This is a genomic window from Streptomyces sp. NPDC086777 (genome assembly GCF_040702065.1).
Taxonomy (GTDB): Bacteria; Actinomycetota; Actinomycetes; order Streptomycetales; family Streptomycetaceae; genus Streptomyces.
This window is the reverse complement of sequence record NZ_JBFBJI010000044.1, coordinates 60,508-74,437: the sequence shown is the minus strand read 5'-3', so window position 1 is coordinate 74,437 and position 13,930 is coordinate 60,508. Positions and strand designations below refer to the sequence as shown.

The following is a 13,930-nucleotide window of genomic DNA, read 5'->3' as shown; positions in this document are numbered from 1 at the left end:
GCCCCGCACGAGTCCTCCCCCACCTGCGGATTCTTCTAGTTCCCCCCGGATCCCACAGGGGTCCGGGCGCCCCCATGGCACCCGACGGCCGAACCCCGTTCTTCCGGATAGGCGCTCAGAATCTCCTGCTGCGCACAGGCGCCCGCGGCCTCGGCCGCCTGTGCGGTGGTGTACGCGTGACCGACCGCGTCGGCCGCGCCCGCAACCGCCCTGGCCGCCTCGGCACGCGTCGGCGTCAGCCGGGGGCGGCCGGTCGGCGAAAGGGTCAGCGTTCCGCGTGCGGATCGGCCAGGTATGCGACGTGTTTCCGGCCGTAGCCGAACCGGTCGCCGAGTGCCGTCCAGCGGGCGTACTGCTCGTCGGTGACCGGAACCTCGTACGCTCTGACACATCTGAGCAGCAGACGGAAGCCGAGATCGGGATCGACCTGGTCGACGACCTGTTCGAGTGCCGGAACCAGCGTGCCGGAGCGTTCGAACCACGGGCTCGTGGTGGCGCCGTACCAAGGGCTGTCGTGCACCCCGCGGGTCAGCACAGGAGCGATCTCCCGCAGTTCCCGCAGGACCGCGTCCCGCTCCCGCGAGTCGCCCGGCGCGGGTGCGCCGGCGGTGAACGCGGGGTCGATCTCCCGCAGGCGTTCGACGCAGAGCTCCGCGATCCGGTGGAGCCACTGCCGTACCCCGGCACCCTCGTCCCGCGGGTCGTAGCCGTACCCCGTCGCCCCCAGCCAGAGCGCGGCGAGAGCGTCGTCGGACAGCGACGACCGGGACAGTCGCAGCGTGTCCCCCAGCAGCGCGTACGCCGACGAACCCGGCACCAGACCCGAGTAGTCGAAGACCGCGCCGCGAATGCCCTCGTCAACCGTGTGGGAGTGCTGCCACAGATCGCTGTAGAACCCTCCGGCGAGCAACGAGAACCCGAAGTCGTCGTCGAAGCGCCGCCGCAGTGAGCCGTCGTCGAAGCGGGGCCAGTGCACATCGAGCCCCTCGTGCACCAGGCACGCCGGATAGCCGAACGCGTCACCGATCGCCCGGTACCGGTCGTACCGCTCCATGGTGACGGCGACCGGGGTCGCCTTCACCACCCGCAGGAACAGCCGGAAGCCGAGGTCGGCGTCCGCTTCGGCGGTCACGCGTTCCAGCGCGGTCCCGACGTCCGAGCCCGTCAGCCGGTGCGACACGGCTCTCACCTCGGCGCACACGGCCTTCCTCATCGCCGGTTCGTCCACCGTGATCATCGGCGGATTGCCGTCGAAGACCGTGTCACCCGGGGCGGAGCCGGCGGCTTCCGCGGCGATCCGGCCCTCGGCCGACTCCACGATCCGGCGGAGCAGGCCGGGGACGTCCGGCCCGGGGTCCTGGCCTCCCGCTGCGGCCCGCCACACCGTCCGCAGAGTCTCGGCCGGAAGGCCCGAGTCCAGCAGCAGACGGGCGTCGTCGCGCAGGGCGCGGGCGTCGTCGGCGTCCCCGTCCGGCACCACCGGCGTCAAGCCCGTCCCGAGCCTCGCGATCAGCAGGCTGATCCCGAAGTCCTCCTCGAATCTCCAGAAGCGTACTTCCCGTGGTTCTTCCATGAGTTCCTCGCGGAGCGTCGAAGCGGGCGGGGCGGATGAAGGCGACGCTCCCTCGCCCCGCCCGTCGGGCAGATGATGCCGGTGGCTCAGCCGGCGAGATACGACGAGTACACGACGTAACCGGACGGGTGTTGGCGGCCGACGTACTTCAGCTGGATGACCACCTTATTTCCGGCGTCGACCTTCTGAGGGCCGTCCTTCACCCACTTGAGGCCCAGATTCTGGGCGTCCTTGAGGGTCCATGTGATCTCCTTCAGATCGGTCTGGGGGTTGAAGAGCCCGCGGTCGCCGTTCCTGCCGAACTTGTCGCGCATACGGCTCAGCCAGCCGTCCAGCCCCTTGGGGTTGCGGGCGAACCACTGCTGGAACGCGTCGTTGACCGAACTGGCGGCGACATCCGCGCTCATCCAGCGGGTGGCGACGCCGCCCTTGACCGTCTTCGCCTTGTCGGCCATCTGCGCGTCGGAGAGCCGCACGTGCTGCTCAAGGGTGTGAGCACCGAACTTGCCCTCGTCCGCGATGATGTTCAGGCAGTTGTGGACGAGGACGTCCTGGGGCGCCCGCCCCTGGGTACGTACGAAGAAGGTGTGCAGGTCGTCGACCGTGAGGTCGTAGACCTCGGTGCGGCCGGAACGGTCGGTGAGTGCCGTGACGGGGCTCAGCGTCCCGTCCGGGGTGCGCAGTCTGTCGCCCACCCGGAGGTCGGAGACCCGGGTCCAGCCCCGGCCGGCCACGAAGAAGCGGTGACCGCGCGTGCTGCTGATCACGCCACCGGCCACGCCGATGTCCGTCATCCGCTCCGTGTCGTGGCGGAACGTGTCCGTCACGGGCTCCGGGCGCACCCGGCCGGTCTCCGGATCGGCGGCCAGCAGCAGGTCGCCCTCGTGGACGTCCTGGATCGCCTTGCGCGAGCCGTCGGACAACAGCACCTCGGTATTACCGGCGAAGCTTTCCGTCTTGCAGAGCGCGAGGGCGTCCTCGTAGATGTGCGCGGTGTCCTCGATCTTGGCGAGGGCCGCGGCATCGATGTCCAGCGCCCGCAGGGCCTTCAGGGCGTCCTCGACTCCGATGCCGGTGCGCAGGGCGGCGTCGAAGGCCCGGATCGCCTCGGTGATCTTCCCGATCGGGCCGCCGAGCGGGAGCCAGGTGGCGGCCCAGGCGCAGTCGCCGTAACTTCCGTCACCGGTGCCGGTGGCCTTGTGGTAGCAGCCGGTGAAGTCGTCGACGATCGAGTGGTAGAGGCCCTTCCACAGGTCCTTGGTCGCCTCCCAGGAGGAGATCTTGACGTTCTTCTTCAGGCCCTTGAACGTCTTGGTGGTGAGGAAGTACGTGTCGTCGGCGGGGCAGCCGGCCTCGGTGGCCGGGACGTCGGGGTTGTCGCAGTAGTAGTAGCTGACGACCGCGTCGAAGTGCACTTCGAAGACCAGGTCGCAGGGCAGGTGGGAGCAGTCGTCCGGGAGTCGCTGCGGGTCCCCCTGTTGCTTGATGTCGTCGATGACGGAGAACACGCCGCCGACTCCGGTTCCGGTGCCGGCGCCGGTCTGCACCTGCTTGTTCGCGTCGGCGGCTGCCGCCTGGTCGGCCGCCTGCTGTGCCGAGTCGGCGTACTTCTGGGCGTCCTTCGCCGCTTCCTCGGCCGCAGTGGCCTCGGCGTCGGCGCGGTCGGCCGCGGCGCGGGCGTCCTTGGCGGACTGCTCGGCCTCGGCGGCCGCGGTACGGGCCGCGTCGGCGTCCAGGGCCGCCTGGTCGGCGGAGTCGCGGGCGTCCTTGGCGTAGCCCTCGGCGTTGCCGGCCGCCTGGTCGGCGGCTGCCGCGTCCGCGGTGGCCTGCTGGTCGTACTCGATGGTGCGCGCCAGTGACTTCTGCGCGTCCGCCGCGTACTGCGCCGCCTCGGAGGCGTAACCCAGCGCCTCCTTCGACGACCTGCGGGCGTCCGCGGCGTGACCGGCCGCCTCGGCGGCGATCGTGTACGCCGCCTTCGCGTCGCCGGTGGCCGAGTCGGCGAGGCTCTGCGCCTGTTCGGCGTTCTTCTGCGCGTTGGCGGCGTGCGCCTCGGCGACGGCCTGCTGCTGTTCGGCGATCGTCTTCGACGACTGGCCCGTCAGGACGGCGAGCCCCGCCGCGGAGTCGGTGTCCACGTAGGGCGAGCCGAGCTGGATCGCGTCGTTGGCGGGTGCCGCGACCTGCTGTGCGGAGGCTCCGGCGGCCTCGGCCGCCTGCCCGGTCGTGTACGCGTGGCCGGCCGCGTCGGCCGCGCCCGCGACCGCCTTGGCGGCCTCGGCCTTGGCCGCGTCGGCCTGCTTCTTCGAGTCGGCCGCGTGCTGTTCGGCCTCGTCGGCCAGCTTGACCGCGGTACGGGCCGCGGCGGCCGAGGCCTGGGAGGCCGTGATGGCGTCCGCCGCCGCGCTGGTCGCGGTGCGCACCGCCGCGTCCGCCTTCAGCTTGGCCGCCTGGGCGTCGTCCGCGTCGGACCGTGCCCGCTTCGCCGCCGCCTCGGCACGCGTCGCCGCGGCGTCGGCGTCGGCCGCGGCCTGGCTCGCCGCGTCGGCCTCGGCACGGGCCGAGCCCGCCGCCGTCTCCGCGTCGTCGGCCGCGTGGTCGGCTTCGTCGGCCGCCGTCCGTGAGTCGGTCGCGTCGGCGTCCGAGTCGTGCGCGTCGGCGTAGGCGTCCTTGGCGTCGGCCTTCGCACGGGCCGCGTTCGCCTTGCTCTGCGCGTCCCACGCGTCGTCCGACTTGCCCTTGGCCAGGTCCCGCGCGGCCTCCGCGTCCTGGCGCTTGGCGCGGGCGGTGGACTCGGCGGTGTCCGCCCGGTCCTTGGCCTCGGCGGCGGTCTTCGCGTACCCCTCGGCGCTCACCTTGTGCTGCGCGGCCTCGGCCTGCTTGGCGGCGGCGGTCTCCTTCTCCGCCTTCGCCGTCTGCTCCTCGGCCTCCGCGGAGAGCCGCTTGGCGTGCGCGGTCGCGGCGGCAGCCTTCGCGTCGGCCTCCGCCTGCTGGGTCTCGTCGAGCTTCGCCTTCGCCGTGTCGCGCGCGGCCTTGGCGGTCTGCGCCTGTACGGCGGCGGCATCGGCGGCGGCCTTCGCCTGCGCGTCGGCCTCCTGGGCGGCGGCCGTACGGAACGCGGCCTTGGACTGCGCCGCCTGCGTCACCGCGCGGGCGGCGATGGTCGCGCTGTCCCCGGCGGACGCCTTGGTCGCCGCGTAGGCGGTGTCGCCGGCCTTGGACAGGGCGTCGAGCGCCGCCGCCGACGCCTTGGTGACCTGGGCCTTCTGCTGCCCGACGAGCAGACCCCGACCCCGCGGGGCGCCCGCCTGGTCGGCGACGGCGTAGGCGGCCTGGGTGGCGGTGTCCGTGTCGGTGGCGGCCTTCTTCGCCCCGGTCACCTGCGCCTTGAGCAGGTCGAGCTGGGTCTTCGCCGCGGCCTGGGCGTCGGTGACGCCCTTCTTCGCCTTGTCGAACTGGGCCTTGGTCGGATAGTCCAGCTTGTCGGTGCCGTTGTGGCCGGACGGGGCGAAGTCGAACTTCTGCGGGTCGGTGCCCTTGCAGTCCCACATCCGGGCGTCACGGCTGTTGTCGTAGGTCGCGAGGTCCAGGCAGTTGCCGGTGCCCGGGTTGTACACGCGGCTGGTCGCGTGGGTGCCGTACTCCCACTTCTGGGCCGCGCTCTTGTTGTTGCAGGTCGAGATCTGCACCACGGCCCCGCTCGCCGGGGAGCCGCCCTTCACCTCCAGGCACTTGCCGGAGTTGACGTTGACCAGCGCGTCGCCGCTGATCGCCCACTTCTGCCCGGCCGAGCCGTTGCAGGTGTAGATCTGCGCCGGGGTGCCGCTGTCCTTCTTGCCGCCGCCCACTTCGAGGCACTTGTCGGTGGCGCCGTGCGCGTGCACGATCATCGGGCTGTCGCCGATCCAGCCGGGGCCGCCGGCCGACCAGTAGTCCTGCCAGCGGGCGAGGCGGTCGGCGATCCACGACTGGCCGAGCAGCTCGCCCAGCGCCTTGGAGCCGGTGGCGAGGGCCTTGGTGGCGTCGCGGTTCGCGTTGAGGATCCGGTCGCGCTGGCCGGCCTGGGCGGCGATCTCCTGCTGCCATTCGGCGGACGCGTCCGCGACCTCCTTGCCGAGGACCCGGTCCGGGTCGACGGGGGTCCGCCAGGCGCAGGAGGCGAACCGGGTCTTCAGGTCCTCGACGGCGATGCGGTACTCGACGCTGCCCGGGTCGGGCGCGGTGCGCGGGAAACCGCCGGAGGACAGGAACAGCCGGGCGTTGTCCGCGGCCGTGGGCTCCAGGTCCCAGTTCACCAGGTGGTCCCAGGCCTGGTGTTCGGCGTAGGCCTGCTGCCACGGCGAGGAGGGCAGCGAGGGGTCCGGGTCGGCGCCGTAGAGCGGGGTGCCGAGGTCCTTGACGGCCTTCAGCGTGGTGTCGTCGGCCTTCGGGGTCGGGTCCTCGTAGAAGTCGTCCTCGGCCTTCCAGAACTGGGCCTGGATCCACTGGCTCAGGCCGGTCTGCGCGAAGAAGCCCGGGCCCGTGCCGGTGGTCCCCGGCGGCCAGTGGAATCCGGTCTCCGAGAACCCGCCCGGGGTGCTCAGGCCGTCGAGCGGCTTCTTCCATACATCGACGTACGCGTCGAGGGCGTCGCCCGCCTTGTCGGCGGTGTCCTTGTCCTTGTCGTACGCCGTCGACAGCGGGGTGGTGTTCCAGTACTCGCGGTTCGCGGCGGTGTGCAGCTTGTCCGGGGTCTGGTCGAGGCCGTCCTGGGCGGTGCTGAACATGGCGGAACCGCCCGTGCGCAGCACCTCGGCCATCAGGCACTGGTCCTGGCGGAGCTGCTCGGCGGCCTTGGCGTCGAAGCCGTCGTAGCTGTCGGCCACCGGGCTGAAGTCGGCGGCCCGGTCGTGGTGCGAGTCCGGCCGGCCGGCGAGCGTGGCGAGCACGGCGAGCGCGAGGACGGAGGGGACGAGTCGTTTGAGACGGCCGGCTTTTCGTGCAACGGGCATGACAAGCCCGGGTCTGGAACGCACAAGGACACCCCGTATTTCATGAGGAGGGCAGACGGGGGCCCGGCTCGAAGAGATGAAGAGGTGACATGTGCCGTGGCGGCGGTCAGCCCCGCCGGCCCCTCCCCAGGCGACGATGTTCCCCCGGTCGCTGATGGTCGTGCGCGGGAGCGGAGTGGTCGGCTCGGCTCGGCGCGCGCACCAGACTTTAGTGAACCTGTGCGATACCTGTGAAGGGTTTTTGATCGGCCGGGATCAATCTTCACATGTCCGCTCAGCGGCCCCGCGGACACGACGAGGGCCCGGTGGTCTGCGACCACCGGGCCCTCGCAACATGGAGATTGTGGAGATGGCGGGAATCGAACCCGCGTCCAACGGTGCGGAACCAGGGCTTCTCCGTGTGCAGTTCGCTGTGATTTTCTCGGCCCCGGCGATCACGCGAACAAGTCGCCGACGGGCCCAGTCACTGTTAGATTTCCCTCTTCACCCCGTGACCGGGATCAAGGTTTAGTCCCCTAGCTGATGCCAGGATCCGGGTCGGGAACAGCCCCGGGCTGACACTCCCTGTATAGGAGGCTCGCTGTCGCTACCTGAGATCAGGCAGCGAGGGCGAAGGCCTGCTGGGAGGAATCGCGCTTGGAAGTGGCGATTATTTTTTTCGGCCTGTGGTTTACGAGATCATGGCCGCTTTCTCGACACGCTTCCCCTGCCTCGACATCCGCTGTCGAAACCGATCATCCCCATGTTGATTTTTCAATCTTCACACCGGCTTCCCCCGGTGTTGGTGCCATCGTACGTGACCAACGCACGCCGATGCCACTACATTCCGGCGGGCCTAGGCCTCCCGCTGGCGCCGCTTCGCCGCCGCGATGGCGCGCCCCGCCTCCCGGCGGTCCTGCTGCTCGCGCAAGGTCTGCCGCTTGTCGTACTCCTTCTTGCCCCGGGCGAGCGCGATCTCCGCCTTGGCCCGGCCGTCCTTGAAGTACAGGGCGAGGGGCACGATCGTGTGACCGGTCTCCTGGGCCTTGACCTCCAGCTTGTCGATCTCCTCCCGGTGCAGCAGGAGCTTGCGCTTGCGGCGCACCGAGTGGTTGGTCCAGGTGCCCTGGCTGTACTCCGGGATGTGGGCGTTGTGCAGCCACGCCTCGTTCCCGTCGATCTGCACGAAGCCGTCGACCAGCGAGGCCCGGCCCTGCCGCAGCGACTTCACCTCGGTGCCGGACAGCACCAGGCCGGCCTCGTAGGTGTCGATGATCGCGTAGTCGTGCCGCGCCTTCTTGTTCTGCGCGACGATCTTGCGCTTGCCGCCCTTCTCGCCGTCCCTGGCTTTGGCGGCCGTCCCCTGCTGCTTCTGCTGGGACTCTTTCGGTACGTACATTCCCTTGGCCATAGTGCTCTCCATTTTCGCACTACGGAGGGGGTGCGAGGGAAGCGGTTAAGCGGGTGCTACGAGGGGTCGCCCAGTCCGCTCAGCACGGTCTCCGCCCGCTCCAGCGCCCCGGAGGACACCTCCAGGTCGGGGGTGATGCCCCGGCCGTCGACGGTGTGACCGGAGGGGGTGCGGTAGTGGCCGACGGTGAGCTCGGCGACCGAGCCGTCGGGGAGCCGGGTGGGCATCTGGATGGAGCCCTTGCCGAAGGTGCGGGAGCCGAGGACGACCGCGCGGCCGCGGTCCTGGAGGGCGCCGGTGAGCATCTCGGCGGCGCTCATCGTGCCGCCGTCGACGAGCGCGACCAGGGGTCTCGCCGTGTCGCCGCCGGGCTCGGCGTGCAGGGAGCGCTGGGCGCCGTCGACGTCGTAGGTGGCGACCAGTCCGCCGTCGAGGAAGGCGGAGGCCGCGGTGACGGCCTCGCTGACCAGGCCGCCGGAATTGCCGCGCAGATCGAGGACGATCCCGCCGTCGGCCGGGGCCTGCCGGACGGCGGTGCGGACCAGCTCCCCGGAGCCCCGGGTGAAGGCGGAGATCCTGATGACGGTGATGCCGTCGGTCAGCCTGTGCACGCTCACCGAGTCGGTGGACAGCAGCGCCCGGCGCAGGGTCTCGCGCCACGCGCGCGTGCCGCGAGCGAGCCCGAGGGTGACGGTCGTACCGGCGCGGGCGTCGATGGCGTCGCCGCGCAGTAACGAGACGACGTCGGTGACGGGGCGCCCGTCGACGTCCTCGCCGTCGATGCTGCGCAGCCGGTCGCCCTTCCTGATACCGGCCTCGGCCGCGGGCGACCCGGCCTGCACCTTGGTGACGTCGATCCGCCCGTCCGCCGTCCGCCGGGCCCACAGCCCGACCCCCGTGTACTGGCCGTCGAGCGCTTCCTCGAACTCCTGGTACTCGCCCTCGGAGTAGACCGCGGCCCACCGGTCCCCGCTGCGGCTCACGGCCCGTTCCGCGGCCTCCATGGGGGACTTGCCGTCGGCCATCGCCTCGGCGGCGGCCTTCGCCACGTCCTCGTGCCCGGCGGCCGCACGGGCGGCCCCGGTGGGCGTCTTCCGGTCGGACGACTGCCCGGGGTCCGGGAACGCCCCGGTGGCCGCCCCGGTGACCAACAGCCCCGCGAACACCAACGTCAGAGCCGCCCCCCGGCGAACCCGGCGGGGCTGACAGAACAGCTCTCGGCCTGACATGCGGGTGAGTCTAGGACAAGGCGAGAGGGCCGCACGGGCTGTTGCCCGTACGGCCCTCTTGGTGTGCGTCACACCTTCAGGTACTTGCGCAACGCGAAGAACGCGGCAAGCGCGGGCATCAGGAGGCTCGTTGCGAGGATGAGGGGGAGCTTGGTCAACACGGCGTCCCAGCCGATGAAGTTGATCAAGTTCAGCTTGTGGGACAGGTCCAGGCCGTGGTCGATGATGAAGTACCGGGCGATCACCAGGAATCCGCAGGCGACCGTGCCGCCGATCAGGCCGGCGACGGCGGCCTCCGCGATGAACGGGGCCTGGATGTAGAAGCCGGAGGCGCCGACCAGGCGCATGATGCCGGTCTCGCGCCGACGGCTGAACGCGGAGACGCGCACCGTGTTGACGATCAGCATCAGGGCGACCACCAACATGAGGGCCATGACCATGCGGGCCGCCCAGTTCATGCCGTTGAGCAGGCCGAAGAGGTTGTCGAGGATGCCCTTCTGGTCCTGGACCGACTGGACCCCGTCACGGCCGTCGAAGGCGGTCGCGACGACCTGGTACTTCTCCGGGTCCTTGAGCTTGATCCGGTACGACTCCTGCATCTGGTCGGGCGTGAGGGAGTCGGCGAGCGGCGAGTCGCCGAACTGCTCCTTGTAGTGCTTGTACGCCTCGTCCTGGGACTCGTAGGTGACCTTCTCGACCACCGACATCTTGCCGAGGTCGGCCTGGATCTGCTTCTTCTGGTCCTCGGTCACCGCACCCTTGGCGCAGTTGGGGTCGGACTCGGCGTCGCTCTTGTTGCAGAGGAAGATCGAGACGTTGACCTTGTCGTACCAGTAGCCCTTCATGGTGTTGACCTGGTCGCTCATCAGGAGCGAGCCACCGAAGAGCGCCAGGGACAGGGCGACCGAGACGACGACCGCGAAGGTCATCGTCAGATTGCGGCGGAGACCGACTCCGATCTCCGACAGTACGAACGAGGCGCGCATGGCGTCGGGTTATGCCTTTCCGTGGACGGTCGCGGTCAGTGCTGGTAGCCGTAGACGCCTCGGGTCTGGTCCCGGACGAGGCGGCCCTTCTCCAGCTCGATGACGCGCTTGCGCATCTGGTCCACGATGTTCTGGTCGTGGGTGGCCATGATCACGGTGGTGCCGGTCCGGTTGATGCGGTCCAGCAGCTTCATGATGCCGACCGAGGTCTGCGGGTCGAGGTTGCCCGTGGGCTCGTCCGCGATCAGCAGCTTGGGCCGGTTCACGAAGGCGCGCGCGATGGCCACGCGCTGCTGCTCACCGCCGGACAGCTCGCCGGGCCTGCGGTCCTCCTTGCCGCCGAGCCCGACGAGGTCGAGCACCTGGGGCACGGACTTGCGGATCTCGCCCTTCGACTTGCCGATGACCTCCTGGGCGAAGGCCACGTTCTCGGCGACCGTCTTGTTGGGGAGCAGGCGGAAGTCCTGGAAGACCGTCCCGAGCTGGCGGCGCATCTGCGGCACCTTCCAGTTGGACAGCCGGGCGAGGTCCTTGCCGAGGACGTGCACCTGACCGTGGCTGCACCGCTCCTCGCGGAGGATCAGCCGAAGGAAGGTGGACTTTCCGGAGCCGGAGGATCCCACGAGGAAGACGAACTCACCCTTCTCCACTTCCAGGGAGACATCCCTGAGTGCGGGGTGGGTCTGCTTGGGGTAGACCTTGGAGACACTGTCGAATCGGATCACGGATGCACCACGGGTCGCCGGGGGTAGATGAGCGTGACCATACGCGAGTCGGGTGAGGAAGCGCAGGCGCCGGTCACGGTTGGGTGAGGCTTGTGCGGTTTTGTTCCGGGGCAGTCTTTCCGGAGCGCCCAGGAGTGCCGGGTCGAGGTCTGCGGACGGCCGCGCCCTTTCCCGGGGAACCTGGCACAGTGGGAGGGGAACGTTCTCGTTCCGCGGAACGTTGTGTGGGTAATGGCCGGTGCAAGGAGGGTGAGCGCATGACGTACGACCGGTTGGTGTGCGCGAACTGCGCGGCGCCCGTGAGCGAGGGCCGGTGCCCCGTGTGCCGTGCCAATCGTGAGCGTCTTCAGCAGGAGAATTTCCTCGGCGGTCTGAACCCGATGGCACTCATCGGGTTGCTGGCGGTGCTGATTGCCGCGGTGGCGCTGCTGGCGGCACACCAGACCGCGTAACGAAGCTCACACGCGAAGCTCACCCCAGAGCGACCGAAGGGCCCTGAGCCGCTGCTCAGGGCCCTTCGTCCGTTGCGATGCACATACGCTCCGTGAGCGGACGGCTACCGTCAGGCGGCAGCGCCGCCGCGGCCGCCCACGAGGCGCGGCAGGACGCGGAAGCCGATACCACCGGCGATCATCGTGGCGGCGCCGACGAGGAGGAAGGCCGTCTGCCCGGCACCCGTCTCGGCGAGCTGCTTGCCGCCGCCCTGGGCCTCGGTGTTCGAGGACCCGGTGTCGGTGAGCGCGGAGGTGCCGGCCTCCTGTGCGGAGGTGCCGGAGTTGCCGTCGGTGCCGGTGCCGCCGGAGGTCGAACCACCGGTGGACGAGCCACCCGAGGTCGAACCACCGGTGGACGAGCCGCCGGAGGTGGAACCGCCGGTGGACGAGCCGCCGGAGGTCGAACCACCGGCGGACGAGCCACCCGTGGTCGAACCGCCGGTCGTGGAACCGCCGGTGTCGCTGCCACCGGTCGTGGAACCACCGGTGTCACTGCCACCGGTCGTCGAACCACCGGTGTCACTGCCACCCGTGGTCGAACCGCCGGTGTCGCTGCCACCGGTCGTGGAACCACCGGTGTCACTGCCACCGGTCGTCGAACCACCGGTGTCACTGCCACCCGTGGTCGAACCGCCGGTGTCGCTGCCACCGGTCGTGGAACCACCGGTGTCACTGCCACCGGTCGTCGAACCACCGGTGTCACTGCCACCCGTGGTCGAACCACCGGTGTCACTGCCACCGGTCGTCGAACCACCGGTGTCACTGCCACCGGTCGTCGAACCACCGGTGTCACTGCCACCGGAGCCGCTGGTGCCACCGTCGTCACAGGTCGGGTCGACGACGATGTCGCACGGCGCGCCCGTGCCGCCGTCGTCGTCGCCGGTGCCGACGCTCGCGCCGACACCGCTGCCGGTCACGCTCACACCGATGTCCAGGGCGGATGCGGCGCCGGCAGCCGTGAGAGAGGCGCCGGCTGCGATCACTGCGCCGGCGGCTATCCGCGCGACGCGGAGACGCGTCTTCTTCGTCATATGGTTGCTACCCCCAGTAGCTGATCGTCTGTGCGGCGGCGCTCGGGGCCGGTGCTCGACGGAGACAGCTACGAATGTTCAAGGCCCCCGGTTCACATGCGCCCCAGAGATACGCATGCCACACTTCACCCTTCCGATTTTCCAAGGGCACGTCAAGGCCGTTGCGTGCGCGATGTCCAGTTGCGCACCCAATGCCGGGAGTTGAAGCGTGTGAGTGTGACGTAAAACCCAGACATACGAGAACTGCCGCCACTGGGGCGGCAGTTCCGGGTCGGTCGACTCGCCGTGGGCAAGTCGACAAAGTTACTTCTCCTGCTGCTTGCGCCAGCGAATTCCGGCCTCCAGGAAGCCGTCGATCTCGCCGTTGAACACGGCCTCGGGGTTGCCGACCTCGTACTCGGTCCGCAGGTCCTTGACCATCTGGTACGGGTGCAGCACGTACGACCGCATCTGGTTGCCCCAGGAGTTGCCCCCGTCGCCCTTGAGGGCGTCCATCTTGGCCTGCTCCTCCTGGCGGCGCCGCTCCAGGAGCTTGGCCTGGAGGACGTTCATCGCGGTGGCCTTGTTCTGGATCTGCGACCGCTCGTTCTGGCAGGAGACCACGATGCCGGTCGGGAGGTGCGTGATGCGCACGGCGGAGTCGGTGGTGTTGACGCCCTGGCCGCCGGGGCCGGAGGACCGGTACACGTCGATCCTGAGCTCGCTCTCGTCGATCTCGACGTGGTCGGACTGCTCGACCACGGGGAGCACCTCGACACCGGCGAAGGAGGTCTGGCGGCGGCCCTGGTTGTCGTACGGCGAGATGCGCACGAGGCGGTGCGTGCCCTGCTCCACGGAGAGGGTCCCGTAGGCGTACGGCACCTGCACGGCGAAGGTGGTCGACTTGATGCCGGCCTCTTCGGCGTACGACGTCTCGATGAGCTCCGTCTTGTAGCCGTGCTGCTCGGCCCAGCGCAGGTACATGCGCTGCAGCTTCTCGGCGAAGTCGGCGGCGTCGACGCCACCGGCCTCGGCGCGGATGTTCACCAGCGCTTCCCGGGAGTCGTACTCCCCGCTGAGCAGGGTGCGGACCTCCATCTCGTCCAGCGCCTTCTTGACGGCGGCGAGCTCGGACTCGGCCTCGGCGCGGGTGTCCGGGTCGTCCTCCTCGTCGGCCATCTCGAAGAGCACCGCGAGATCGTCGATCCGTCCGCGCAGCGCCTCCGCCTTCCTGACCTCGGCCTGGAGGTGGCTCAGCTTGCTGGTGATCTTCTGCGCCTCGTCCGGGTTGTCCCACAGGGACGGCGCGGCCGCCTGCTCCTCGAGCACGGCGATGTCTGCCCTCAGCCTGTCGAGGTCCAGAACGGCCTCGATCGACTCCATGGTCGAGGAGAGGGACTTGAGCTCTTCGGATACATCGACGACTGCCACGCCTCCAGCGTAACGGCTCCGCCAACCGAGGATGGCCGACGGGCATCCCCGCCGACTCGGGCCCAGGCCGCCCCCGAGCCGCGCCACGGCCCGGGACGAAG

At 70.0% G+C, this 13,930-nt stretch carries 9 protein-coding genes and 1 other RNA gene; 1 reads left to right on the top strand and 9 read right to left on the bottom strand.

What is annotated here, in order from left to right:
• Window positions 1-265: 265 nt before the first annotated feature.
• The 7 genes from AB0472_RS39140 to ftsE all read right to left on the bottom strand — a co-directional run bounded on the left by AB0472_RS39140 (window position 266) and on the right by ftsE (window position 10,894).
• Window positions 266-1,573, bottom strand: a complete 1,308-nt coding sequence (locus AB0472_RS39140) for a hypothetical protein (RefSeq protein WP_366363972.1) — start codon at window positions 1,571-1,573, stop codon at window positions 266-268.
• Window positions 1,574-1,659: 86 nt separating this feature from the next.
• Entirely contained in the window at window positions 1,660-6,564 is a 4,905-nt protein-coding gene (locus AB0472_RS39135; RefSeq protein ID WP_366363970.1) for a ricin-type beta-trefoil lectin domain protein, read from the bottom strand.
• A 341-nt stretch (window positions 6,565-6,905) separates the two neighbouring features.
• Window positions 6,906-7,306, bottom strand: a transfer-messenger RNA (tmRNA) gene (ssrA, locus tag AB0472_RS39130).
• A gap of 93 nt (window positions 7,307-7,399) precedes the next feature.
• Window positions 7,400-7,942 (bottom strand): SsrA-binding protein SmpB, encoded by a 543-nt coding sequence (smpB, locus tag AB0472_RS39125; RefSeq protein ID WP_132890680.1) that lies wholly within the window; start codon window positions 7,940-7,942, stop codon window positions 7,400-7,402.
• 68 nt (window positions 7,943-8,010) lie between these two features.
• Entirely contained in the window at window positions 8,011-9,183 is a 1,173-nt protein-coding gene (locus tag AB0472_RS39120; RefSeq protein WP_366363968.1) for a S41 family peptidase, read from the bottom strand.
• A gap of 68 nt (window positions 9,184-9,251) precedes the next feature.
• Window positions 9,252-10,169, bottom strand: a complete 918-nt coding sequence (gene ftsX / locus AB0472_RS39115; RefSeq protein WP_093502304.1) for a permease-like cell division protein FtsX — start codon at window positions 10,167-10,169, stop codon at window positions 9,252-9,254.
• Window positions 10,170-10,204: 35 nt separating this feature from the next.
• Entirely contained in the window at window positions 10,205-10,894 is a 690-nt protein-coding gene (gene ftsE / locus AB0472_RS39110; RefSeq protein ID WP_366363965.1) for a cell division ATP-binding protein FtsE, read from the bottom strand.
• Between the two features lie 257 nt (window positions 10,895-11,151).
• Between ftsE and AB0472_RS39105 the strand changes: the two genes are divergently transcribed.
• On the top strand, window positions 11,152-11,346 hold the full coding sequence (locus AB0472_RS39105) for a hypothetical protein (RefSeq protein WP_351718154.1): 195 nt from the start codon (window positions 11,152-11,154) through the stop codon (window positions 11,344-11,346).
• Window positions 11,347-11,456: 110 nt separating this feature from the next.
• On the opposite strand, the gene AB0472_RS39100 is transcribed toward AB0472_RS39105, so the two are convergent.
• Together AB0472_RS39100 and prfB are read right to left on the bottom strand one after the other, a co-directional pair.
• Window positions 11,457-12,419, bottom strand: a complete 963-nt coding sequence (locus AB0472_RS39100; protein WP_366363963.1) for a hypothetical protein — start codon at window positions 12,417-12,419, stop codon at window positions 11,457-11,459.
• Between the two features lie 303 nt (window positions 12,420-12,722).
• Window positions 12,723-13,829, bottom strand: a complete 1,107-nt coding sequence (gene prfB / locus AB0472_RS39095; RefSeq protein ID WP_366363961.1) for a peptide chain release factor 2 — start codon at window positions 13,827-13,829, stop codon at window positions 12,723-12,725.
• Window positions 13,830-13,930: the final 101 nt, after the last annotated feature.

Coding starts and splice junctions, on each gene's coding strand:
- AB0472_RS39140 (WP_366363972.1), bottom strand. CDS start 1,573: ATGGAAGAACCACGGGAAGTACGCTTCTGGAGATTCGAGGAGGACTTC.
- AB0472_RS39135 (WP_366363970.1), bottom strand. CDS start 6,564: ATGCCCGTTGCACGAAAAGCCGGCCGTCTCAAACGACTCGTCCCCTCC.
- smpB (WP_132890680.1), bottom strand. CDS start 7,942: ATGTACGTACCGAAAGAGTCCCAGCAGAAGCAGCAGGGGACGGCCGCC.
- AB0472_RS39120 (WP_366363968.1), bottom strand. CDS start 9,183: ATGTCAGGCCGAGAGCTGTTCTGTCAGCCCCGCCGGGTTCGCCGGGGG.
- ftsX (WP_093502304.1), bottom strand. CDS start 10,169: ATGCGCGCCTCGTTCGTACTGTCGGAGATCGGAGTCGGTCTCCGCCGC.
- AB0472_RS39105 (WP_351718154.1), top strand. CDS start 11,152: ATGACGTACGACCGGTTGGTGTGCGCGAACTGCGCGGCGCCCGTGAGC.
- AB0472_RS39100 (WP_366363963.1), bottom strand. CDS start 12,419: ATGACGAAGAAGACGCGTCTCCGCGTCGCGCGGATAGCCGCCGGCGCA.